This is a genomic window from Leptothrix toolikensis (SeqCode) (genome assembly GCF_057922285.1).
In genome coordinates, this window is sequence record NZ_JBYSVC010000010.1 from 13797 (window position 1) to 35711 (window position 21915).

General features: G+C 62.3%; 17 protein-coding genes. 9 read left to right on the top strand and 8 right to left on the bottom strand.

Annotated features, from left to right (window positions below; all coding sequences use genetic code 11):
- Nucleotides 1-11: 11 nt before the first annotated feature.
- Genes AC3VI7_RS02940 through AC3VI7_RS02960 form a run of 5 tightly spaced genes read right to left on the bottom strand, consistent with a single transcriptional unit; the run spans nucleotide 12 to nucleotide 6640 of the window.
- The gene (locus AC3VI7_RS02940; protein ID WP_489671386.1) at nucleotides 12-1028 is read right to left on the bottom strand and encodes a cyclic GMP-AMP synthase DncV-like nucleotidyltransferase; all 1017 of its coding nucleotides are present in this window, start codon (nucleotides 1026-1028) and stop codon (nucleotides 12-14) included.
- Between the two features lie 5 nt (nucleotides 1029-1033).
- On the bottom strand, nucleotides 1034-2197 hold the full coding sequence (locus tag AC3VI7_RS02945; protein WP_489668466.1) for a restriction endonuclease subunit S domain-containing protein: 1164 nt from the start codon (nucleotides 2195-2197) through the stop codon (nucleotides 1034-1036).
- On the bottom strand, nucleotides 2194-3819 hold the full coding sequence (locus AC3VI7_RS02950) for a class I SAM-dependent DNA methyltransferase (RefSeq protein WP_489668467.1): 1626 nt from the start codon (nucleotides 3817-3819) through the stop codon (nucleotides 2194-2196). Before AC3VI7_RS02950 ends, AC3VI7_RS02945 begins: the two co-directional genes overlap by 4 nt.
- A 3-nt stretch (nucleotides 3820-3822) precedes the next feature.
- Entirely contained in the window at nucleotides 3823-4431 is a 609-nt protein-coding gene (locus AC3VI7_RS02955; protein ID WP_489668468.1) for a hypothetical protein, read from the bottom strand.
- Nucleotides 4421-6640, bottom strand: coding sequence for a DEAD/DEAH box helicase family protein (locus AC3VI7_RS02960; RefSeq protein ID WP_489668469.1), 2220 nt, complete (start codon nucleotides 6638-6640; stop codon nucleotides 4421-4423). Before AC3VI7_RS02960 ends, AC3VI7_RS02955 begins: the two co-directional genes overlap by 11 nt.
- Nucleotides 6641-7020: 380 nt before the next feature.
- Between AC3VI7_RS02960 and AC3VI7_RS02965 the strand changes: the two genes are divergently transcribed.
- From AC3VI7_RS02965 to AC3VI7_RS02975, 3 genes are all read left to right on the top strand, one after another.
- Complete coding sequence (locus AC3VI7_RS02965) at nucleotides 7021-8268, top strand: CmpA/NrtA family ABC transporter substrate-binding protein (RefSeq protein WP_489668470.1); 1248 nt, start codon at nucleotides 7021-7023, stop codon at nucleotides 8266-8268.
- Nucleotides 8269-8365: 97 nt separating this feature from the next.
- A complete protein-coding gene (ntrB, locus tag AC3VI7_RS02970; protein ID WP_489668487.1) occupies nucleotides 8366-9127 on the top strand; it encodes a nitrate ABC transporter permease in 762 nt (253 codons plus the stop codon).
- A 20-nt stretch (nucleotides 9128-9147) separates the two neighbouring features.
- The gene (locus tag AC3VI7_RS02975; RefSeq protein ID WP_489671032.1) at nucleotides 9148-9942 is read left to right on the top strand and encodes an ABC transporter ATP-binding protein; all 795 of its coding nucleotides are present in this window, start codon (nucleotides 9148-9150) and stop codon (nucleotides 9940-9942) included.
- Between the two features lie 15 nt (nucleotides 9943-9957).
- Here the strand turns inward: AC3VI7_RS02975 and AC3VI7_RS02980 are convergent, their stop codons facing one another.
- The gene (locus AC3VI7_RS02980; protein WP_489668472.1) at nucleotides 9958-11271 is read right to left on the bottom strand and encodes an ANTAR domain-containing response regulator; all 1314 of its coding nucleotides are present in this window, start codon (nucleotides 11269-11271) and stop codon (nucleotides 9958-9960) included.
- Between the two features lie 209 nt (nucleotides 11272-11480).
- Between AC3VI7_RS02980 and nirB the strand changes: the two genes are divergently transcribed.
- The 5 genes from nirB to AC3VI7_RS03005 are packed head-to-tail and all read left to right on the top strand — an operon-like array spanning nucleotide 11481 to nucleotide 18651.
- A complete protein-coding gene (gene nirB, locus AC3VI7_RS02985) occupies nucleotides 11481-13985 on the top strand; it encodes a nitrite reductase large subunit NirB (RefSeq protein ID WP_489668473.1) in 2505 nt (834 codons plus the stop codon).
- On the top strand, nucleotides 13982-14311 hold the full coding sequence (gene nirD / locus AC3VI7_RS02990) for a nitrite reductase small subunit NirD (protein ID WP_369419038.1): 330 nt from the start codon (nucleotides 13982-13984) through the stop codon (nucleotides 14309-14311). The genes nirB and nirD overlap by 4 nt, the downstream gene beginning before the upstream one ends.
- Nucleotides 14308-17109, top strand: coding sequence for a nitrate reductase (locus tag AC3VI7_RS02995; RefSeq protein WP_489668474.1), 2802 nt, complete (start codon nucleotides 14308-14310; stop codon nucleotides 17107-17109). The genes nirD and AC3VI7_RS02995 overlap by 4 nt, the downstream gene beginning before the upstream one ends.
- 31 nt (nucleotides 17110-17140) lie before the next feature.
- Nucleotides 17141-18226 (top strand): ferrochelatase, encoded by a 1086-nt coding sequence (hemH, locus tag AC3VI7_RS03000; protein ID WP_489668475.1) that lies wholly within the window; start codon nucleotides 17141-17143, stop codon nucleotides 18224-18226.
- A gap of 20 nt (nucleotides 18227-18246) precedes the next feature.
- On the top strand, nucleotides 18247-18651 hold the full coding sequence (locus tag AC3VI7_RS03005; protein WP_489668476.1) for an RNA-binding S4 domain-containing protein: 405 nt from the start codon (nucleotides 18247-18249) through the stop codon (nucleotides 18649-18651).
- On the opposite strand, the gene AC3VI7_RS03010 is transcribed toward AC3VI7_RS03005, so the two are convergent.
- Nucleotides 18648-20186, bottom strand: a complete 1539-nt coding sequence (locus AC3VI7_RS03010) for a DUF5666 domain-containing protein (protein WP_489668477.1) — start codon at nucleotides 20184-20186, stop codon at nucleotides 18648-18650. The two genes, AC3VI7_RS03005 and AC3VI7_RS03010, sit on opposite strands and share 4 nt — an antisense overlap.
- Nucleotides 20187-20188: 2 nt before the next feature.
- Nucleotides 20189-21103, bottom strand: coding sequence for a DUF6502 family protein (locus AC3VI7_RS03015; protein WP_489668478.1), 915 nt, complete (start codon nucleotides 21101-21103; stop codon nucleotides 20189-20191).
- 242 nt (nucleotides 21104-21345) lie between these two features.
- Here AC3VI7_RS03015 and grpE point away from each other — a divergent pair, with 242 nt between their 5' ends.
- On the top strand, nucleotides 21346-21888 hold the full coding sequence (grpE, locus tag AC3VI7_RS03020) for a nucleotide exchange factor GrpE (RefSeq protein WP_489668479.1): 543 nt from the start codon (nucleotides 21346-21348) through the stop codon (nucleotides 21886-21888).
- The last annotated feature ends 27 nt before the right edge of the window (nucleotides 21889-21915 follow it).

Consider the following 21915-nt stretch of genomic DNA (forward strand, 5'->3'; position numbering starts at 1 on the left):
AGGACTTCCAGTCAAGCAGAAAACTCAGGTCCAAACAACTTTTCCAGATCTTTGATGGCTTGATCGGTTGATTCGGATTGATTGGCAGCCGCCAGAGCTTGATGCAGCTTTTCGAGCTTTTGTTTGAAGGTATTCATCTGGATATTACTCACATCAGCCATCAGATCATTGGTTGGATTCACGGGCAACTGAATCTTGATTCGGCTGGCCCTTTCGTTGTCGTGCATGACACTGCTGAATTCTTCCAACATGGCCTTGACCCAATTGCGTATGGCCAAAAGGTCCGAATAATTTCCGACAAAAAATGACTGATAGGGTCGAAACCAATGAAACGCCGCCGCTGTCAACGCAATGCTGAGCGGTGCCCCGGAGCTGAACTGCACATCGCGCCAACGTTTCAGATAGCGGATACAGCGCCGGTATTGGGCCAAATCTTCACCACTGAATTGTCCGTTGATACGATCCTTCAGGCCTTTGGGGTCGGATAACTCCCAAACCCTGAATGGGTCTTTGGAGTTTTCTTTGCCTTTGGCAATATCCAGTTTTCCGTCGGTGCGTTGGGCGTAGATCGCCAGATCGACGTGGTAGGCGGGTTCGCCATTGTTTTGATATTGCACGGTCACGCAGGAGCGCCGAATCTTGACGGTCCGGGCTCCTTGCAAGAGGGCGTCACGGACCTTCTTTTTCAAGATCACCGGATCAGGGTATTTGCTGCGCGGGCAATCAAAAATCAATCCCACGTCGATGTCGTAATCCACGTCCATGGGCTTGGTGCCCGTGTTCATGGCGTAGCTGCCTTGAAGAAAACACTCGAACTTGGGCACGTCGCTGGGCAATCGCTGCTTTAGCGCCTCAAGCAGCATGTCGCGCTTCCCGCGCAGCTTGGCTTTCTCGTCCGCATCATCCAATTGGATGCGCCCATGGAAAGCCTCGAACTGTTTCTGTAACTCCGCCATTCTTTTTTCCTCCCCGTCATCCAACAACCAAGCCACGGTGGCGACCAAACCGGCCCCAATCAAAGGATGCATGTCGGTTACCCCTCAAACGCCCACCCAAGCAATGCCTCAAAGGTTTCATGCGCTTTTTCTAGCGCCTTCTTTTGTTGTTGCTCTATAGCCCAAACAGCTTCTGCATGCTGGCCAAAAATTCTTTGAGAAGCCAAGTCGGCTATGGGCAAACATAAATTAAACAATTTCGCTTGAGATATATTTCTCATGGAATCACTTGTGCCAGATGCGAGTGAACTTAATTTACGGCGAACTGGTCTTGTTTGAAAAAGTGCATGCATGTATCTAATATCAACATCTTCGGCCCAAACAAAACGCCATACCTTATCTGGCAACAACGTTCTTCCGTTGGTGGACCAAGCGACGGCTGTGGCACCAACCAAATCAACCGTATTCGCACGAGAAAAGAGAAAATCTCCTTGGCGAACCAAGTGGCCTTCTGGTGGTTTATAACAATCTGGTGCTGGTTTGCTCTCATTTTCAAGATACAAGCCTGAAGTCACCGCACTAACCTTTAGTATGCGTAGTTTTTGATTTTTATCGCCGCCAGATTGAATATTTTTTCCACCATCAAATCTTGCAACGAAATCTGAAATTGGTCTTATTGGTAAATATTTTTTATAACTCACCGGCTCCCCAAACATCTCCATAAAAATCGCCGGAATTAGCTCGGCGGCTTTCTTTTGGGCTTCTCGTCGCAAGCGAACGATGCCTTCGGCGCGGGAGAGTAGGTCAACGATACGGTGTTGATCAGCCAACGGAGGCAAAAGCATTTGAAGGCCGAGAACATAGTTCATATCGGCACGAGGCATTCGCGCACCCGCTGTTTTTTCAGAAATGCTGGCAACAACATGCGGTGATCGAAGGAAATAGGCGAGATAACGCCGATCAAGGCGCTCATTCGGTCGTAAGGGAATGATCTCAGTTGAGCACTTGCCTGTGAAATCAGGCACCACCACCTTATTCAAGTAGGGCCGGAGCTTGCCGTAGAGGACATGTTCTTGACCAAAAAGAAAGCTGTTGGCCAGTGGCGCATCCGGCGTTTTTGATAGCTCACCCTCAGAAAACTGCCCGGTCTGAGCCTCGATGGACTCAAGGCCGATGTAGCGCAACGCTGATTGATCACCGGGTTTGACAGTTTTCCTGTCTTGCCGACATACATCCGCCAAAACAACACGCGTTACTGTCATACAGCCGACTCCACCAGCGCCGCCTTCAACGCTTCAACTTCCTCCGCAATCTCCACTTCAATCGCGGCCAGTTCGTCCAGCAGTTCAAGCGGGTTGCGGTGAGTGACCTGCTTTTGGGTCATGGGGCGATAGCGGCTGGCCGAGAGGTTGAAATCGTTGGCGCGCAGGGTTGGGGTATCGGCGACCCACCACTTTTCACACCATTCGGCGTCAGGGTCGCGGCTTTGCCACTGATCGGCCAGCGCAGCCCGGTTGGCGTAGGCGGCTTTCAGGGTGGGGAAGTCATCGGCCTCGATGGCCGTGTCGTGATTGGCGTCGAGCTTGTAGCCGTCGTTATCAGCATGCAAAAACAGCACGCGCTCGGTCGAGCCACCCTTGCGGAAGAACAGCACCGAGGTCTTGACGCCCGAATAGGGCTGAAATACCCCGCCGGGCAGACTCAGCACCGCCTCGACACGGTGGTTCTCGATCAGCTGGCGGCGCAGCTCCTTGTGCGCACCCGTCGAGCCAAACAACACCCCCTCGGGCACGATCACACCGCAGCGGCCACCGGGGCGCAGGCTGTCGATCATCGATTTCAGGAACAGCAACTCGGTGGCCGTGGTGCTGCCCACCTTCACATCTTCGACGATGCGGTCCTTGTCCACCCGGCCCGAAAAAGGTGGGTTGGCCAGCACCACGTGATAGCCCTCAGTGGGCAACCCCAACGCGGCCTTGCGCTCGACGTCCAGCGTGGTGGTGAGCGCATTGCGCAGCAAGATGCGCACATCCGGCAAACCGCGCAGCGTCAGATTCATCGTGGCCAGACGCACCATCTTCGGGTCCACGTCGTTGCCAAAAAAGGTCGCGCTCTGCAAGGCTGAGACATGGGCTGACGAGAGCTTGTCACCCAGACCCCGGCGCTGCACCTTGCCGTCCATGTCCACCTCGGTGATGGCCGCTGGCGAAGAATGGGCCAGACGGATGTGGTTGTAGGCGGCCACCAAAAAACCGGCTGTCCCTGCGGCAGGGTCGCAAATGGTTTCGCCCACCTTCGGGTCGATCATTTCGACGATGGCGCGGATCACATGGCGTGGGGTGCGGAACTGCCCCAGCTCACCCGCTTGGCGAATCTGGCGCAACACATGCTCGAACAAATCGCCCTTGGTGTCCGAATCGGAGGCATCCAGCCGCAACCCGTCCACCAACGTGATCACTTGGGTTAGCACCGTCGGGTCGTCGATGGTCAAGCGCGCACCGCGCATGAAATCGTGCGCCGAGCCTTGGCCCAGTTCGGCAAAGAAGGCAAACACCTCGTCGCGCACAAAGCGCACCAGCGCCTCGCCCGACAAGGCCTTGGCCCACACCGACCAACGAAACTCGTCGCGGTCCAAGGTGGTTTCGCCGGGGTTGAGAGCATTGAGCGGATTGCGCAACTTCCAAAAACCGTCAAACAAGCTGGTGTAAGGCTTTTTAAGCACCTTAGCCCGCAGCGTGTTCTCGGCATCGATCCCTTCAACCAGATAGAAGAAAAACAGGAAAGACAACTGTTCAGCGTTGTTGACCGGGTCGGGATAGCCCCCGCCATAGAGGTAATCGCGGATCTGGTCAATCGACCGACGCATATCGGGAGTCAAAGGCATCAATCAGCTCGCAAGGAAGTCAGATAAAGGAAAGTCGTTCACACCGATCAGCCAGTCCTCGGGTGTGAAGTCGCAGCGTGAATAGGCATCCCAGCAGTCGATCATGAAGCGCAGACGGGTCAGACCCACCGGCGTCCAGCGATAGCGCCAATCGGGCTGCTGGCAGACCCAAGGTGTGGCCCCAAAGGCAAACCCTCTGCAAGAGATAAAGCAGATCTGGAGATCCGGGTCACCGTAGTCGTCACGGGTGGCATGAACACGGAGCCGCTTGGTTCGCCTGCGGAAATTTCTATGGAATGCATCCGTGGTGTCCGACCAAGAGGGTTCATGACCACTGGCACAGATCCTGGCGAGGGTCTCGCGGATGAACAGCAACTCAGCCGCCAGTCCAGCATGCCCTGCCATCTCGTATTTGCGATGAACCGCTGTGCAAGCCATGTAACGGAACAGAGCAGCACCGTAGTTGGCATGTTGGCCTTTGAAAAGGCGGAACGTCAGTTCACCCGGCTTGGCACGACCCAACGGCGGTATTCGCTGATACAGGTCGTGCAGGGTCCTGCGCACCCGGGCGGCTTGGACACGCTGCTGAAGAATTTGCTCTTCACTGGGCATAGAAATGCCCGGTGGTCGATGACCGCGCCGGTTCACTGGCAGGCCGATCTGGAAGGGCAAACATATGAGCGTTCAGGCTGTCGATCAGGGACTGCATGCGCTCGTGACCACCAAAGACCCGCACGGCTTGGGCCAAGCCGCCGAGTTGCTGGAAGGGATGAAAGGCGAACTGCTCGACCATGAAGGCTGGACATGGCCCGTCGTGCGGCTCGGCGTACTGCTCCGGATTGGCGCGGAACTGGTTGCCGATCATGCGCAGCCAAGTTTCCTCACCGGGGTTCGGGGCGGCAGCCGGGTTGGCTTGAAGCGCCAGAAACCACGCCTCGAAGCGGGCACCCAGCTCGGCACTGCGCTGTTGCGAGACCTCTGGGAACACCATGTTGCCGTCTTCGTCCACCGTCACCCAGGCACGGGTGGTCGGGTCGATGTGGTCATCCACATCCAGCGAGAGCAGCCGACGCGGTTCGTACTTGCGCCGCGCCTGCCGGGCCAGCACCGGCCCGCCTTCAGCGTAGGCGTCGTCGTCACCGTGGTAATCGCAGACCCCCACGACATCGAAAAGGGTAAAAACCGGCTTGTTGCGCGCCTTGCGCGTACCCCGGCCGCGCATCTGTTGATAAAGGATGCTGGAGCGGGTGAAGCGGGCAAACACCAGATTCACCACCTCGGGGCAGTCAAAGCCGGTGTCGAGCATGTTCACCGAGACGAGGATCTGCGGCAGGGGTTCTTTCTTGAAGCGCCGGATCTTGGCCATCGCATCCACCGAATCGTCTTGCCCCTGACCGCTGACCACATAGTCGGCCACCCGGATCTCGGGCGAAGGCTTGAGGTGCGCAAAGGCCTCGTCGAACATCTTGGCCAGCGTCTCGGCATGGCGCTTGTTGACGGCAAACACGATGGTTTTGCCCAGCAAGGGTTTGCGCAGCACGCCCCGAGCATCCACAAAACCATGGTCCAGCACCTGCTTGAACTCACGCACGATGGCGCGGTTGCGCTCCGGGATGGTGAAGCGCCGCTCCAAGGACGACGGATCAACGATGACTTTGTCCTTGTCGCCAAACACTTGCTCGAATTCGCCCCGGGTTGCGTCATCCATCGCGCTCCAATCCAGCTCGGATCGACGCACCTCGAACCCACCTTCAGCAGCGGTCTTGACTGTCTTGGCCTTGTAGATCTGATAAGGCACCAAGTGCGCGTCGCGGATGGCGTCTTTGAGCTTGTAGGAGAACGTCGGTTTTTCCACCTCGAAAAACCGCAAGGTGTCGCGCACAAAGGCGCGGTCTTCCTCGTCGTCACCATCCTCCGAAGCTGCGGCGACGCAGGGCGTGGCCGTCAAGCCGATCTGCACCCCATCAAAGTGCCGCAGCACCCCGCTCCACTGACCGTAGATGCTGCGGTGGCATTCGTCGCTGATGATCAGATCGAAGTAGCCGCTCGAATACTCGGCGTAGAGGTTGACCATGCTTTGCAGCGTCGTGATGGTGATGCGCTTCTCATCCTGAAAACGCCGCCCAGCGCGCAGCACATAGGCCGGGTAATCCGGCAGATGCTCGGCAAAGGCGTCTTCGGTCTGCTTGGCCAAGGGGATGCGATCCACCAGAAACAACACGCGGGTGAACTGGTTGGCATCAAACATCCGCTTGATGAAAGCCGCTGCGGTGCGGGTCTTGCCGGTGCCCGTGGCCATTTCCACCAGCAACTTGCGCCGACCCAATGCAATCTCACGGCACAGGGTATCCAGACATTCGATTTGGTAGTCCCGTTCAACGATGCGCCGATCAATCGGGATGCTCAGCGGGTCACGCCGCACCTGAAGAGAGGCCGCACGGCGCTCCAGATCGTCCTGCCGGAAGAAGGTTTTGACGGAATGAGGGAAGGCCTCTCGCGCCCATTCCCAGAACTGGACTTCGGCACCGTTGGAAAGAAAGACGAACGGCACGCCAAGTTGTTGGGCGTAATGCCGCGCCTGCTGCGCCGCCTCGCCTGGCTGGACCGAAAAGCGCTTGGCCTCGATCACCGCCATGGCCCGGCCGTGTCGATCACACAGCACGTAATCCGCCCGTTTGCCATCCGGCGTGGCAACCTCGAAACGCACCGCACGGGTGTCTTGCGTGTTCCAGCCCTGAGCCGTCAACAAGGCATCGATCTTGACGCGGGCAAAAGCTTCGTTGGTCGATGGTGCATGGGAGGATTGGGCGGCTTGAGACATCTTGGTGGGCCGAGACCGATAGAAGCCGGAATGATACGTGCGCTTCCCAGATCGGAATCACCTTCGCACAGCGCACCACACCGGGGCGCTGATCGCGCCAAGAGCGCTTGATCGCCCGCTAGGTCACCCGCGACACCCCCAAAAGTGTGCATATCACCGTCCTCGGGTTCTCCCTAGGCTGGCATGGATCTCGCTAGAGATGAGGGCATGAGCCCTTCGTGGGCGCAAGCGCAAGGCGAGCCACCCAACGGCGGGTGAGCAAGCTTTTCGCCTACCGGACCCTGGCGTCCGTGTGGATCAACGTCTCACCCGATGCGGGTGAGTGCTTGGGACGCACGGGCGCTTTTTGTTTTCTGCCTCACCCTTTGCTGGAGCCCACCATGGATCTGAAGCCCACCTCGACCCTGAGCCGCCGCAGCGTGCTGCAAGCCGCAGCCGCCACATTGGCTCCATTGGCGCCGTTGGCGGCCCCGCTGTCGGTGTTCGCAGCCGGCTCAGACGCGCCGGAGAAGAAGGAAGTGCGCATCGGCTTCATTCCGCTCACCGACTGCGCCAGCGTGGTGATGGCCTCGGTGCTGAAGTTCGACGAGAAGTACGGCGTCAAGATCATCCCCACCAAAGAAGCCTCGTGGGCCTCGGTGCGCGACAAGCTGGTCAACGGCGAGCTGGACTTCGCCCATGTGCTTTACGGCTTGGTCTACGGCGTGCATCTGGGCGTGGGCGGCACCAAAAAAGACATGGCGGTGCTGATGACGCTGAACCAAAACGGCCAAGCCATCACGCTCTCCAAAGCGCTGGCCGACAAGGGCGCGGTCGATGGGGCCGGGCTGGCCAAACTGATGCAGCGCGAAAAACGTGAATACACCTTCGCGCAGACCTTCCCGACTGGCACGCACGCCATGTGGCTCTACCACTGGCTGGCCACGCACGGCATCGACCCGCTCAAGGACGCCAAGGTCATCACCGTGCCGCCGCCGCAAATGGTGGCCAACATGCGCGTGGGCAACATGGACGGCTACTGCGTGGGCGAGCCCTGGAACCACCGCGCCATCGCTGACGGCATCGGCATCACCGCCACCACCAGCCAAGACATCTGGACCGATCACCCTGAAAAAGTCTTGGGCAGCACGGCTGAGTTCGTCAAGAAAAACCCCAACACCTGCCGCGCGGTGATCGCCGCCATTTTGGAAGCCAGCCGCTGGATCGACGCCAACGCCGCCAACCGCGACAAAATGGCGGCTACCATCGCCGACAAGTCCTACGTCAACACCAGCGTGGACGTGATCAACCAGCGCATCCAAGGCAAGTACCAAAACGGCTTGGGCAAGACTTGGAGCGATGCGCACCCGATGGCGTTCTTCCGCGACGGCGCGGTCAACCTGCCTTACCTCTCGGACGGCATGTGGTTCCTGACCCAGCACAAGCGCTGGGGCTTGCTCAAAGAGCACCCCGATTACCTCGGCGTGGCCAAGCAAATCAATCAGATCGAGCTTTACCGCCAAGGCGCGGCTGCGGCCGGCGTCTCCGTGCCCAAAGAAGTGATGCGCAGCAGCAAGCTGATCGACGGCACGGTCTGGGACGGCAAAGAGCCCAAGAAGTACGCCGACAGTTTCAAGATCCACGCCTGAGCCAGATCACGGACCACCCACCTTGATGGACCGCGCCATGAGCAGCCCCGACTCTTCCACGCTTCGACTTCGCCGCCGCCGTCTGCGCAAGCTGGCGATGCGCTTTCTGCCCCCCATCGCCGGCTTTGCCCTGCTGATCGGCCTGTGGTTTTTGCTGACGCAAAAGAGCGAGAGCTTTCCCACGCCGGCCAGCACGTGGGCCTCAGCGGTCGAGCTGTTCTCAGACCCGTTCTATCGCAAGGGGCCGAACGATCAGGGCATCGGCTGGAACTTGCTCGGCTCACTGCAACGGGTCGGGCTGGGCTTCGGCTTGGCGGCCTTGGTCGGCATCCCGCTCGGCTTTGTCATCGGCCGCTTCGAGCTGCTCAATCGCATGACCTCGCCCATCATCAGCTTGCTGCGCCCGGTCTCACCGCTGGCGTGGCTGCCCATTGGTCTGCTGGTCTTCAAATCGGCCAACCCGGCGGCCATCTGGACGCTGTTCATCTGCTCCATCTGGCCGATGGTGATCAACACCGCTGCGGGCGTGCAGCGCATCCCGCAGGACTACATGAACGTGGCGCGGGTGTTGCAGCTCTCGGAGTGGAAGATCTTCACCACCATCTTGCTGCCCGCCACCCTGCCCCACGTGCTGACTGGCGTGCGCTTGGCCGTCAGCACCGCTTGGCTGGTGATCGTCGCCGCCGAGATGCTGACGGGCGGTGTGGGCATCGGCTTTTGGGTTTGGGATGAGTGGAACAACTTGAACGTCAACCACATCCTGATCGCCATCGTCGTCATCGGCGCGGTTGGCATGGCCTTGGAATACGCCCTGATGAGTTTGGCCCGCGCGCTCAGCTACAGCGACACCCCATCCTGACCCCTTCAAGGTAAAGCTTTATGCAACGCTATCTCGACATTCAGCAGGTCGAACAAAGCTTCGACACCGACCGGGGGCCGTTCTGTGCGCTCAAGGACATCACCCTCAGCGTCGCCCAAGGCGAGTTCATCACCCTGATCGGCCATTCGGGCTGCGGCAAATCGACCCTGCTGAACCTGATCGCCGGCCTGACCCTGCCCACCGAAGGCGTGCTGCTGTGCGCCAACCGCGAAATCGCCGGCCCCGGCCCAGAGCGCGCGGTGGTGTTCCAAAACCACTCGCTGCTGCCTTGGCTCACTTGCTTTGAAAACGTCTACCTCGCCGTAGAGCGCGTTTTTGGTGCGCGTGAGAACCGCGTGCAACTGCGCCACCGCACCGAAGCCGCCATCGAGATGGTCGGCCTGAGCCACGCCGGCGACAAACGCCCCGGCGAAATCTCGGGCGGCATGAAGCAGCGCGTCGGCATCGCCCGGGCACTTTCGATGCAACCCAAGGTCTTGCTGCTCGACGAGCCCTTCGGCGCGCTCGACGCCCTGACCCGCGCCAAGCTCCAAGACGAGCTCCTCACCTTGGTGGCCAAGAACCAATGCACCACCGTGATGGTCACCCACGACGTCGATGAAGCCGTGCTGCTCTCAGACCGCATCGTCATGATGAGCAACGGCCCCGCCGCCACCATCGGCGACATCCTCCACGTCAATCTCCCCCGCCCCCGCGAACGCGTCGCCCTGGCCGAAAGCACCGCCTACCTCAACTACCGCAAAGCGGTGATCGACTTCCTCTACACCCGGCAAAGGCATGTGGAGCGGGCGTAAACATGCCGACCATCCTCACGCCATGATCACCTGCAAGCTGTGCTCGTAAGAGGCGGTCATGCGGTCGAGGAGATCGAGCAGGGTGTCGGCGGCGTGGGACAGGGCGGTGCGGCCGTCGGGGGTGTCGAGGCTGCGCAGGCCGCGTAGCAGGTGCAGCCAAACTTCGCGCACATCGCTCAGGGCGGCGCGGATCTCGGCGGTCGAAAGGGGGGCGCGTTCAAGCTCCAGCAAGGCGGCCTCAAAGTCGTTGAGCAAAGCCGGCACGCTATCCGTGGCACGGTCATCAAGGATGCTGGCCAGCAGGGCTTCCTTGGCCAAACGTTGGACCCGCATGCGCTGGCGGCCACACACGTTGATGATGTGCAAGGCGCGGCGCGCACCGCCGTCTTCGAGCGCGCTGGTCAGGGTTTCGGCGGCGTGCAGCAAGGTTTCGGCGTGGGCATCGGCCCGGCGCAGCATGGCCGGGCTGGGGCGCTGGGCCAGCAGCGGCTGCAAGGCGGCCCAAGCCGCCAAGGTTTGCTGCCAAACGGGTGCCCAGGCAGCCTCCTGTGGGTTGGCATCCAGCGCGCCCAGCAGCGCCAAATTCTCTTGCACCCGCTGCGCGGCTTGCTCTTGCGCTTGACGGGCCGCCGTGACCTCGATACCCGCCAAGCGTTGCGCTGCCAGTTTGATCAACCGCTGCGAGAGCATGCGCAACTGCCCGGCGCGGTTGATGGCCTCGGCCCAGCGCGCCGCCTCGACCACCGAACGCGACACCTCGCCCATGCGCGCATGGGTATGCATCGCCGCGCCGCGCAGCAGCCGAAAGGCCTCGTCTTCATGGATACCGCGCGCCTGCATCAGCAAACCCTTGGCCCGGTCCACCCACTTGCGCTCGTCAAGCTGTTCACGCACCCGTCCCAGCTCAGCGTGCTGTGTACGCTGGCAACGCCAGCGCGCCGCATCCAGCGCCAGCGCGGCGTGCAACGCGGTGGGGTCCGCCAACACCGCCAGCGGCCACCAGCCACTCACGCCCTGCGCCAGCAACGCGGTCATCAAGGCCACGTCAAAGGGCGCGCAGATCAGACTGACCGGCCGATGCGCCCCGATCTCTGCGGCCAAGGCGCACCACTCAGGTTGCAAAACGATGAGCGCGCTCGGTGCCTCAAGCACAGCAGGCGCACCAGCTGAGTGCATGGGCAAGGCCGCCAGATCGCTGATCAGCGTGACAGCGGGATCCGCAAATCGGCTCGCTCCGGCCGCACTGCCCTGCCAAAGCGCCTTGGCGGCGTCGTCAGGGGTCCAAACATACAAAGCATCACTCAAAGCATCACGCAAGGCATCAGTCATGCGGGCATTCTGAATCAGGATGGCATGGGGCTTGCATAAGACGGGCCAAGGTGCAACGACGCACCGCCTTGGTGAACACCGCCCCCTGCACCACCCCTGATGCCGCTCGGCCTCAGCTTCACCACCCCACCCCCCCGGCTTATCCCTGCTCGCCCCCGCCCATTGCCGGCGTGCGGACGGCTGCCGCCCTCAGAAAGGACTGATCTGTCATGGCGATCACGAAGCCCCAAAAACTTGTGCTCATCGGCAACGGCATGGCCGGCGTGCGCACGCTCGAAGAGCTGCTCAAACTGGCCCCTGAGCGCTACGACATCACCGTGTTCGGTGCTGAACCGCACCCGAACTACAACCGCATCCTGCTGAGCCCCGTGCTGGCCGGCGAGCAGACCCTCGACCAGATCATCCTGAACCCCTTGAGCTGGTACGCCGAGCACGGCATCCGGCTGCACTTGGGCACCCAAGTGGTCAAGGTGGATCGCAAGCAGCGCGTCGTTCATGCCGTCGATGGCCAAGGCCAACCCTTAAGCGCCGACTACGACCGGCTGCTGATCGCCACCGGCTCGACGCCCTTCATCCTGCCCGTCCCCGGCAAGGACTTGGAAGGCGTGATCGCCTACCGCGATATCCAAGACACCCAAACGATGATCGACACCGCCAAGACGCATCGCCATGCGGTGGTGATCGGCGGCGGCCTGCTCGGGCTGGAAGCGGCCAACGGCTTGATGCTGCGCGGCATGCACGTCACGGTGGTGCATCTCTCGCCGTGGTTGATGGAGCGCCAGCTTGACGACGTGGCGGGCCGGCTGCTGCAAAAGTCGCTTGAAGAGCGCGGCCTCAAGTTCGAGCTCAGCGTGCAGACCGCCGCCCTGATCGGTGACAAAGAGGGCGGCAAGTCAGGCCGGGTGATGGCTGTGCAGTTCAAGGACGGCCGCGAGATCCCGGCCGATCTGGTGGTGATGGCGGCCGGCATCCGGCCCAACACCGCGCTGGCCAAGTCGATGGGCCTGCTCTGCGACCACGATGGCCGGGGCGGCATCAAGGTCAGCGACACGCTGCAAACCACCACCGATGCCCGCATCTACGCCGTGGGCGAATGCGCCAGCCATCGCGGCGTGGCCTACGGGCTGGTGGCACCGCTGTTCGAGCAAGGCAAGGTCTGCGCCAACCATCTGGCCGAGCTGGGCATCGGGCGCTATCAAGGCAGCCAGACCTCGACCAAACTCAAAGTCACCGGCATCGACTTGTTCAGCGCGGGTGACTTCACCGGCGGGGACGGCACCGAAGACATCGTGCTCAGCGACCCCGTGGGCGGTGTGTACAAAAAGCTGGTCATCAAAGACGACAAACTGGTCGGCGCGTGCCTGTACGGCGACACGGTCGATGGCAGTTGGTACTTCAAGCTGCTGCGCGAGGGCCGCAAGATCCACGACATCCGCGACAAGCTGATGTTTGGTGAAAGCCACATCGGCGACGTGGGCCACCAAGGTCACAGCAAAGCGGCGGCGATGGCCGATGCGGATGAGGTTTGTGGCTGCAACGGTGTGACCAAGGGAGCGATCTGCAAGGCCATCAAAGACAAGGGCCTGTTCACCTTGGATGAAGTGCGCAAGCACACCAAGGCCAGCGCCTCGTGCGGCTCTTGCACCGGGCTGGTCGAGCAGTTGCTGATGTTCACTGCGGGTGGCGACTACTCCAGCACGCCGAAGAAAAAGGCGGTCTGCGGCTGCACAGATCTGAGCCACCAAGACGTGCGCGACGCCATACGCAGCCAAAAACTGCTGCGTCTGGACGGCGTCCACGGCGTCTACCAGGCCCTGGGCTGGAAAACCCCCAGCGGCTGCCCCAGCTGTCGCCCGGCGCTGAACTACTACCTGATCTCGACGTGGCCCAAGGAGGCCGAAGACGACCCGCAAAGCCGACTCATCAACGAGCGCAGCCACGCCAACATCCAAAAAGACGGCACCTATTCGGTGGTGCCGCGCATGTGGGGCGGCGAGACCAACGCGGCCGATCTGCGCCGCATCGCCGATGTGGCCGACAAATACGCCATCCCGACCGTCAAGGTCACCGGCGGTCAACGCATCGACTTGCTCGGCGTCAAGAAAGAGGATTTGCCCGGCGTCTGGGCCGACCTTGGCATGCCTTCGGGCTTTGCCTACGGCAAGTCCACCCGCACCGTCAAAACCTGCGTCGGCAGCGATTGGTGCCGTTTCGGCACGCAGGATTCGACCGCGATGGGTCAGCGGCTGGAGCGTGCGCTCTGGGCGATGTACGCCCCGCACAAGGTCAAGCTGGCGGTCTCGGGCTGCCCGCGCAACTGCGCCGAAGCCGGCATCAAGGATGTCGGCGTGATCGGCGTCGATTCGGGCTGGGAAATCTATGTCGGCGGCAACGGCGGCATCAAAACCGAAGTCGCGCAGTTCCTCGTCAAGGTCAAGACCGCTGAAGAGGTGATGAGCCACGCCGGTGCTTTTCTCCAGCTCTACCGCGAAGACGGCTGGTACCTGGAGCGCACGGTGCATTACATCGCCCGCGTTGGCTTGGATCACATCAAGGCGCAGATCGTTGAGCGGCCCGAGCGACGGCTTGAGCTGTGGGAGCGGCTGCAATTTGCCCTCGACGGCGCGCCCGATCCTTGGCTGGAGTCGGCCAAGGCGGGCGTCGATGTGCGCCAGTTCCAAGCCCTACCCACCCTCCAAGGAGCCCAAGCATGAGCCGCCGCTGGATCCCCATCTGCCGAGTCGAAGACATCCCGCGCCTTGGGGCGCGCCGCGTCCAACGCCCGGGCGACATCGATGTCGCGGTGTTTCGCAACGCCGAAGACAAGATCTTCGCCTTGGTGGACCGCTGCCCGCACAAGGGCGGCCCGCTCAGCCAAGGCTTGGTCCACGGTGAAACGGTCGCCTGCCCGCTGCACAACTGGCAGATCGACTTGGCCGACGGTTGTGCCCGCGCCCCCGATGTGGGCTGCATCCCACGCTTTGCGGTGCAGGTGCAAGACGGCCAGATCCACCTCGATGCTGACGAGCTGATGTCATGACCCCCCGCACCACTCGTTCCACTTGCCCGTACTGCGGGGTCGGTTGCGGGGTGCTGATCGAGTCGGACGGCGTGCAGATCACCGGGGTGCGCGGTGACCCGGAGCATCCGGCCAACTTCGGCCGGCTCTGCACCAAGGGCTCGACCCTGCACCTGACCGCAAGCGCGCCGGTCACGCTGGCCACCCGACTGCTGCAACCCATGCAGCGCTTGGTGCGCGGTGCGCCACCTCAGCCGCTGGGCTGGGACGACGCGCTTGATCTGGCCGCCACGCGCTTGGCCGACACGATCACGCAGCACGGGCCCGATGCGGTCGGTTTTTACCTCTCCGGCCAGTTGCTCACCGAGGACTATTACGTCTACAACAAGCTCGCCAAAGGCCTGATCGGCACCAACAACGTCGATACCAATTCGCGCCTGTGCATGAGCAGCGCGGTGGCGGGCTACAAAGCCACGCTGGGGGCCGACGCGCCGCCGTGCAGCTACACCGATCTGGACCACGCGGACACCGTCTTCATGGCGGGCAGCAACATGGCCTGGGCGCACCCGGTGCTGTTTCGCCGTCTGGAAGACGCCCGGCGTGCCAAGCCAGCGGACCGGCCGCAGCGCTGGATCGTGGTCGATGTGCGCCGCACCGAAACCGCCAGCCAAGCCGACTTGTTTCTGCACATCCAACCCGGCACCGACGTGGCGCTGTTCCACGCCATGCTGCACCTGATGCTCTGGGAGGGTCTGACCGACCCGGCCTACATCGCCGCCCACACCAGCGGCTTTGAAGCGCTGCGCGACGCCGTGCGCGTTTGGACACCGCGCGAGGCGGCGCGGGTGTGCGGCATCCGCGAAGACGATCTGGTGCAAGCGGCCCGCTGGTTTGCGCAGAGTGATCGCCAAGGGGCCACGACACTGTCGCTCTACTGCCAAGGCCTGAACCAAAGCAGCGCCGGCACCGACAAAAACGCCGCGCTGATCAACCTGCATCTGGCCACCGGCCAGATCGGCAAGGCCGGTGCCGGGCCGTTCTCGCTCACGGGGCAGCCCAACGCCATGGGTGGGCGCGAGGTCGGCGGGCTGGCCAATTTGCTCTCGGCGCACCGCGATCTGGCCAACCCGGCTCACCGCGCCGAAGTCGCCGCCCTGTGGGGCGTGGCCGATGTGCCGTCCAAGCCCGGCAAAAGTGCCGTTGAGATGTTCCAAGCCGCCGCCGACGGCGAGATCAAGGCGCTGTGGATCGCCTGCACCAACCCCGCGCAGTCGCTGCCCGATCAAAGCACCGTGCGCCGGGCGCTGGAACGGGCCGAGTTCGTTGTGGTGCAAGAAGCCTTTGCCACCACGGCGACCGCGTCCTATGCCGACTTGCTGCTGCCAGCCACCACCTGGGGCGAAAAGATCGGCAGTGTCACCAACTCCGAGCGCTGCATCAGCTTGGTGCGCCCCGCCATCGCCCCCCCCGGCCAAACGCGCCACGACTGGCGCATTGGCGTGGATCTGGCCCGGCGGCTGCAAGCCCGCCTGCCCCACCGCCCCAACCATCTTTTTCCCTACGACAGCGCGGAAGAAATCTGGAACGAACACCGCGCCAGCACCCAAGGCCGCGATCTCGACATCAGTGGCCTGAGCTGGGCGCAGCTCGACGCCCAAGGCCCGCAGCAGTGGCCCATGCCGACGGGTGCCACCAGCGGCCAAGAACGGCTTTATGCGGACGGACGGTTTGCAACCCTAGACGGCCGCGCGCGCTTTGTCGCCATGGCGTACCGGCCGGTCGCCGAGCCGCGTGATGCGCGCTTTGCCTTCGCCCTCACCACCGGCCGGCTGCGCGATCAATGGCACGGCGGCAGCCGCACCGGCGTGCTGGGGCGGCTGTTCGGCCACGTGCCCGAGCCGGTGGTCGAGCTCAACCCCCTTGACCTCGAACGCCGTCAGCTGAAGGAGGGTGATCTGGTCGAGGTGCGCTCACGCCGAGGCAGCGTGGTGCTGGCCGTCCAAGCCAGCGCCAGCGTCGCCCCCACCCAAGCGTTCATCCCGATGCACTGGGGCGAGGAAGTGCTGGGCGGCCGCGACGCCCAAGGCCAGCCGCGCCTCGGCGTCAACGGCCTGACCTTGTCCACCTTTTGCCCAAGCTCAAAGCAGCCCGAACTCAAACACACGGCGGTGCGCATCGACCCCGTAGCGCTGCCGTGGCGCATGCTGGGCTTGGCGTGGCTGCCGCAAGCGCAGATGCTGCAAGCGCGTGAACAGCTCAAAAGCCTGATGGGCGAGTTTGGCTACGCCTTGGTGCTGCCCTTTGGCCGCGAACCGCACGACCAAGGCTTCAGCGGCTTGCTGTGGCGCGCGGCCGCTGCGGCCCCGGCACCTGAGGCCTTGGTGCAGCGCATCGCCACCCTTTTGGGGCTGGAGCATCCGCACACCCTGCACTACCGAGATCGCCAGCGCGGCCAACAGCGCAGCATCCGGCTCGAACACGAAGGCGAGCAGCGCATCCTGCGCGGCGTGCTCTTGGCCGGCGACACCCGCGCCGAAGCTTGGATCAAGACCTTGCTGCAAGACGAACTGCCGGCCCAGAGCTTTGGCCGTGCCCTGCTGGCCGGCAGCGCCACGCCGCCGGTGGCGGTGGCTGGCCGGGGCAAGCAGATTTGCACTTGCTTCAACATCAGCGAGCCGCAGATCATGGCCGTGCTGGCCCAAGGCGGCAGCCACGCCGAGGAGCGTTTGGCGCATCTGCAAAACACCCTGAAGTGCGGCACGAACTGCGGCTCGTGCTTGCCGGTGCTGCGCAGCCTGTGCGCGGGCACTGCGGCCTAGACCGGCCTTGGATGGTAGAGTCCGCGCCGATATGAGTTATGCCACCGAACCCGCCCATCACCATGGCCGCCCCGCACGCGTTGGGGTGCTGCTGGTCAATCTCGGCACGCCCGAGGCCCCGACTCCTGCGGCGCTGCGGCGCTATCTGGGGGAATTTCTCAGCGACACCCGGGTGGTCGAGATCCCCCGGCTGATTTGGTGGCCGATCCTGCACGGCATCATCTTGCGCGTGCGCCCCAAAAAATCGGCCGCCAAATACGCCAGCGTCTGGACGCCCCAAGGCTCGCCCTTGGCGAGCTGGACGGCCAAGCAAAGCGAGTTGCTCAAGGAGCACTTGGGTTTGCCCGCAGGCAGCGTGGTGCGCCACGCCATGCGCTACGGCCAGCCTTCGGTGGGCAGCCAGCTTGATGCGCTCAAGGCCGAAGGCTGCGACCGCATTCTGATCCTGCCGCTCTATCCGCAGTACTCCGCCACCACCAGCGCCAGCGTGTTTGACGCGGTCTACGCTTGGGCCGGCAAGGTGCGCCGCGTGCCTGAGCTGCGCTTCATCAACCGTTACGGCATGGACGCCGATTACATCAACGCCTTGGCGCTGAAGATCGAAGCCCATTGGCAGCAGCATGGCCGGGCCGACAAGCTGGTGATGAGCTTTCACGGCGTGCCCGAGCGCACCTTGCATCTGGGTGACCCCTATCACTGCGAATGCCATCAAACCGCACGGCGCTTGGCTGAGCGGCTGGGCTTAGCGGCCAAGGACTGGCAGTTGACCTTCCAGAGCCGCTTTGGCAAGGCCAAGTGGCTGGAGCCCTACACCGAACCCACCTTGCAGGCCCTGGCCAAGCAAGGGGTGCAGTCGGTGCAGGTGGTTTGCCCGGGTTTTGTCGCCGATTGCCTCGAAACCTTGGAAGAAGTGGCGATGGAATGCCGCACGGCTTTCCTGACCGCTGGGGGCCAACGCTATGAATACATCGCGTGCCTGAACGACCACCCGGCTTGGATCGGCACCTTGGCCAAATTGGTGAGTCAGCACACCCAAGGCTGGTGGGGCGATGCGTTGTCGGTGGAAGAACGCCAAGCCGGGCGTGAACGCGCCTTGGCAGCGGGCGCTAAAGACTAAAAACGGCCACCGGAACAGCGATGCGTCTGGATAAATGGCTTTGGGCGGCGCGCTTCTTCAAAACCCGCAGCCTTGCCACCGAAGAAGTGGGCCGCAACCGGGTGCTGGTCAACGACCAAACCGCCAAAGCCTCACGCGAGGTGCGCCTTGGGGACCGGCTCAGCCTGCGTCAGGGTGACTGCCCGATCGCGCGCGTCGTGACAGTGCTGGGTTTGTCGGAGGTGCGCGGCCCGGCACCCGTCGCGCAGGCGCTCTACAGCGAAACGCCGGAAAGCCTCAAAGCCCAAGCTGACTGGCGCGCCAACCGGGTGTTTCTGCGCGACCCGGCTCAAGGCATTGAGCAAGGCCGACCCACCAAACAAGATCGCCGGCGGCTGGAGGCTTGGCAAAGCAGCCCGATGAGCCACAACGACAACGACGATTAAAGCCCGAGCTTGATCTTGCTGGCCACCAGCACCGCGCTGGTGCCGGTGCCGCTCCACACACCTTGGACGCTGATGGGCTGCATCGGGGTGCCGCTCAGCAGCTCCTCAGGGCTGGTCTCACGGAAGAAGCTGTGTTCGTTCCAGAGCACCCCCAACACGGAGCCATCGCTGAGGGTGATCTCCAGCCGTTGGGCCAGCGTATCGATACGACTGAGCACACCACTACGCTCAATCACGGCCCCCGGCACCGCCAATTCGTTCTCGCAGCGGATGTTTTGCGCCTGCATGCCCGAGGGCATCGCCACCCCATCGACCACCACATACTGCCCTTGGCTGAGGTCGGTGGCCCCACACAGGGCGAGATTGAAGTTGGCCAACACCGTCGAAGCCGATGAGGCATCGACGACCACATCGCGCACCGTGAACTGACGCGTGCCCGGCAGCCAGTTGGTTACCGTACCGCGCACTTCAGCCGCTTTTTCGGTGACCACATTGCGCAACTGAATCACGTGCGACTGGAAGCTACCGTCGGCGACGAAACGCCCTTGGACACGCACATACGTGCCGTCCAGCAAGTCCGTCGCCGTACCACCGCTAATCACCGTCTTGCTGTCTCGGTGAACCGCAATGCCGTCGAGGATAAACACCCCATTGGCACCATCGCTACCGCTCACCACCCCACCGATGTAGTCATCCACCGCCGCGTGACTCTTGCTGGCCAAGCGATCACGCACGCGCACCGCCTTGGCCATCAACACCGAGGTGACTGGGTCAAAAGCGGCTGGGTCCGCAAAGATCGTCACCACCTGACCGTTGGCCAAGGGGGTGGTCGGGGTCAGCAACTGCGCGGGGGCCGCGAGCTGCACCGTGACCGCGCCCAGATGAAAACTCTGATTCGGTGCCACACCCGCGACCGCCGTCACCGCCCCATGCAAGCGGGCGCTGGCCATGGGCACCCGTTGTTCGATGCGCGTCGCCACCCAGCTCGGCTGCCCCCCGGCCACCGCAGGCACCGCAATGGCGTGAACTTCGATCCAGTCGGCCGGTCGGATGGTCGCCAAAGAAAGGTAGGGCGGCTCGAACACCGTGACGGGCCCAAATTTGGGATCGGTGTTGATCTGCACCGTTTGACCCAACAAGGTCAAGGTGGCCAAGCCAACGGCACCCACCGGGCCGATCAAGGCCGGTTCGATTTGAATTTGACGCGCCACACCTTGATGCAGGCCAGCGGTATCGGCATCAAAACCGATCTCGACACCCTGCCCCAGCTTGACTTCGGTGCGATCCGTTTTGCCGGGCTGACGCTCGATAAAGACATTGGCCACGGTGTCATCAAACCGTGCGCCATCGACGATCACGCTGCCAAAACCCGTCACGGTGCCCACGCTCAGACCTTGAGGGGCTGAGCCGGTGCCATTGGTGCCCACGCCACCGCCGCCACAAGCCATCAAGACCGCCAAGGTCAAGGTGGTCGCAGCCCAAGCTGGACGTCGCTTGGTCCAGCGGGGAAGGCGCAATTCAAGCAGGCCCAACATGGTCAGCTCCCGGACTTCTTCTCAAGGTGATCCGAGACCGGCTTTGGCTGGGCCGGCTCCGGTGTCACCGCTTCGTGGTAGTAGTAAACGCCAAAACGCACCCGCATCGGTGTCTCCGTTTGGGCTTCATCCAGATGGACGCGCGCCGTGGCTGCGGCCACCATGCCCTCAAACGCCGGGCCCCAGAGCTCACGGGCCCTGGCGGCCAGATAAGCCGCCGAAGCCGGGCTCAAGCCATCGGCAAAGACACTTTGCTCAAGAAACCGGGCGTCCGCAGGCGCTGCGAGATTGTGTACCGCCGCCGCAAGATGATCAGCAGCATTGACGGCCAAAGTGCGCGCGGCATTGGTGTCACCCGGTTGATTGATGAAACGGTCGGTTTCAAGCAACACTTCGTCGCCCTCAAGACGCACAAAGCCCAAGCGCTGCAATTCTTCAAGCAGCGTGCGCGGATGCACATCGCTGGAGACTTCGCGCGCCAACGCCTCAAAGCTCGGTGGTGGGCCGTGGCGGGCGAGTCGGGGCAAGGGCACTGTGCGCCCGGTCGATCCAGGGGCAACGCCGCGATAGCCGGGATCGGTGATCCAGCGGGTGAACAACATGGCTGCGGGTGTGGGCGCGTGGACCACCGAAGCGGGGGCGTCCTGCGCAAAAAGCCGGACATCCTTGCGATGCACCCCGGAGAGCACGCTTAAAGCGGAATCGGTGACTTTGCTGCCGCGCTGCTCTAACTCGGCCCGCGCTTGCGCCAAGAACACCCCTTTCAGGGCTTGAGCCAAGGCACCGTGATGCACGCCGTTGCGCAAAAGCCAAGATACCAGCGGCTGCATTACCACCAACGACTGCTCCAAAGCCAACTGCGCCCGGGGGTCAGAGCCTGCGGGCGGTTCAGAAGGGGCTGGCGCCGCGTGGGTCATAAGCGTCATTGTCTGGAGTCTCCATGTGGGATTATTTCCCATTCCATAAACTTCAGACACCCCCGAATCGGGGCAAAGATGTAACAATTCATCCAAGGTCACGGATTTGATCACGCTTGCCAGCGATCAAGCTTCGTCAAAGCTGAAAAAATCGACCTCCTGCTTGAAAAACACCGACCCAGCCCCAGCTTGTTGGACAAGCCTGACATTCCTGACATTCAGGATGCCTTTTTCAAAATTCAATGCCTTTTCAGGATCCGCACGTGACGACTGAAACCCATCCCACGGAAACCGCCAACCCTGCCACCGAAGTCATGGATGACATGCCGGCCCGGGTGGCTGAGTTGGAAGCCAAGAACACTCAGTTGGCGGATGCTTACTTGCGCGCCAAAGCTGAAGTCGAAAACATCCGTCGCCGCGCCGAAGACGAAATCGCCAAGTCACGCAAGTTTGCGGTCGAGTCGTTCGCTGAGAGCCTGCTGCCGGTCAAGGACAGTCTGGAAGCCGCCATCACCGTCCAGCAAGCCCTGCCCGGCATGACGCCGCAGATGAGCGAAGGCCTGCAAGCCACACTGCGCCAGCTCGGTTCGGCCTTGGAGCGCAACAAGGTGCTGGAAATCAATCCGCCCGTCGCGACCAAGTTCGACCCTAAACAACACCAAGCCATCAGCATGGTCCCCGCAGCGCAAGACCCGAACACGGTGGTGAGCGTTCTGCAAAAGGGTTATCTGATCGCTGATCGCGTGCTGCGCCCCGCCCTCGTCACGGTCAGCGCCCCCAAGTAAAAACTGCCCCTTCCTCGGGCTGGCCCC

Excerpts from the sequence above, each read along its gene's own strand:
- AC3VI7_RS02945 (WP_489668466.1), bottom strand. The coding sequence starts at position 2,197 with ATGACAGTAACGCGTGTTGTTTTGGCGGATGTATGTCGGCAAGACAGG.
- AC3VI7_RS02960 (WP_489668469.1), bottom strand. The coding sequence starts at position 6,640 with ATGTCTCAAGCCGCCCAATCCTCCCATGCACCATCGACCAACGAAGCT.
- nirD (WP_369419038.1), top strand. The coding sequence starts at position 13,982 with ATGAGCCGCCGCTGGATCCCCATCTGCCGAGTCGAAGACATCCCGCGC.
- AC3VI7_RS03015 (WP_489668478.1), bottom strand. The coding sequence starts at position 21,103 with ATGACCCACGCGGCGCCAGCCCCTTCTGAACCGCCCGCAGGCTCTGAC.
- AC3VI7_RS02940 (WP_489671386.1), bottom strand. The coding sequence starts at position 1,028 with ATGCATCCTTTGATTGGGGCCGGTTTGGTCGCCACCGTGGCTTGGTTG.
- AC3VI7_RS02950 (WP_489668467.1), bottom strand. The coding sequence starts at position 3,819 with ATGCCTTTGACTCCCGATATGCGTCGGTCGATTGACCAGATCCGCGAT.
- AC3VI7_RS02955 (WP_489668468.1), bottom strand. The coding sequence starts at position 4,431 with ATGCCCAGTGAAGAGCAAATTCTTCAGCAGCGTGTCCAAGCCGCCCGG.
- AC3VI7_RS03010 (WP_489668477.1), bottom strand. The coding sequence starts at position 20,186 with ATGTTGGGCCTGCTTGAATTGCGCCTTCCCCGCTGGACCAAGCGACGT.
- hemH (WP_489668475.1), top strand. The coding sequence starts at position 17,141 with ATGAGTTATGCCACCGAACCCGCCCATCACCATGGCCGCCCCGCACGC.
- AC3VI7_RS03005 (WP_489668476.1), top strand. The coding sequence starts at position 18,247 with ATGCGTCTGGATAAATGGCTTTGGGCGGCGCGCTTCTTCAAAACCCGC.
- AC3VI7_RS02965 (WP_489668470.1), top strand. The coding sequence starts at position 7,021 with ATGGATCTGAAGCCCACCTCGACCCTGAGCCGCCGCAGCGTGCTGCAA.
- ntrB (WP_489668487.1), top strand. The coding sequence starts at position 8,366 with ATGCGCTTTCTGCCCCCCATCGCCGGCTTTGCCCTGCTGATCGGCCTG.
- AC3VI7_RS02975 (WP_489671032.1), top strand. The coding sequence starts at position 9,148 with ATGCAACGCTATCTCGACATTCAGCAGGTCGAACAAAGCTTCGACACC.
- grpE (WP_489668479.1), top strand. The coding sequence starts at position 21,346 with ATGCCTTTTCAGGATCCGCACGTGACGACTGAAACCCATCCCACGGAA.
- AC3VI7_RS02980 (WP_489668472.1), bottom strand. The coding sequence starts at position 11,271 with ATGACTGATGCCTTGCGTGATGCTTTGAGTGATGCTTTGTATGTTTGG.
- nirB (WP_489668473.1), top strand. The coding sequence starts at position 11,481 with ATGGCGATCACGAAGCCCCAAAAACTTGTGCTCATCGGCAACGGCATG.
- AC3VI7_RS02995 (WP_489668474.1), top strand. The coding sequence starts at position 14,308 with ATGACCCCCCGCACCACTCGTTCCACTTGCCCGTACTGCGGGGTCGGT.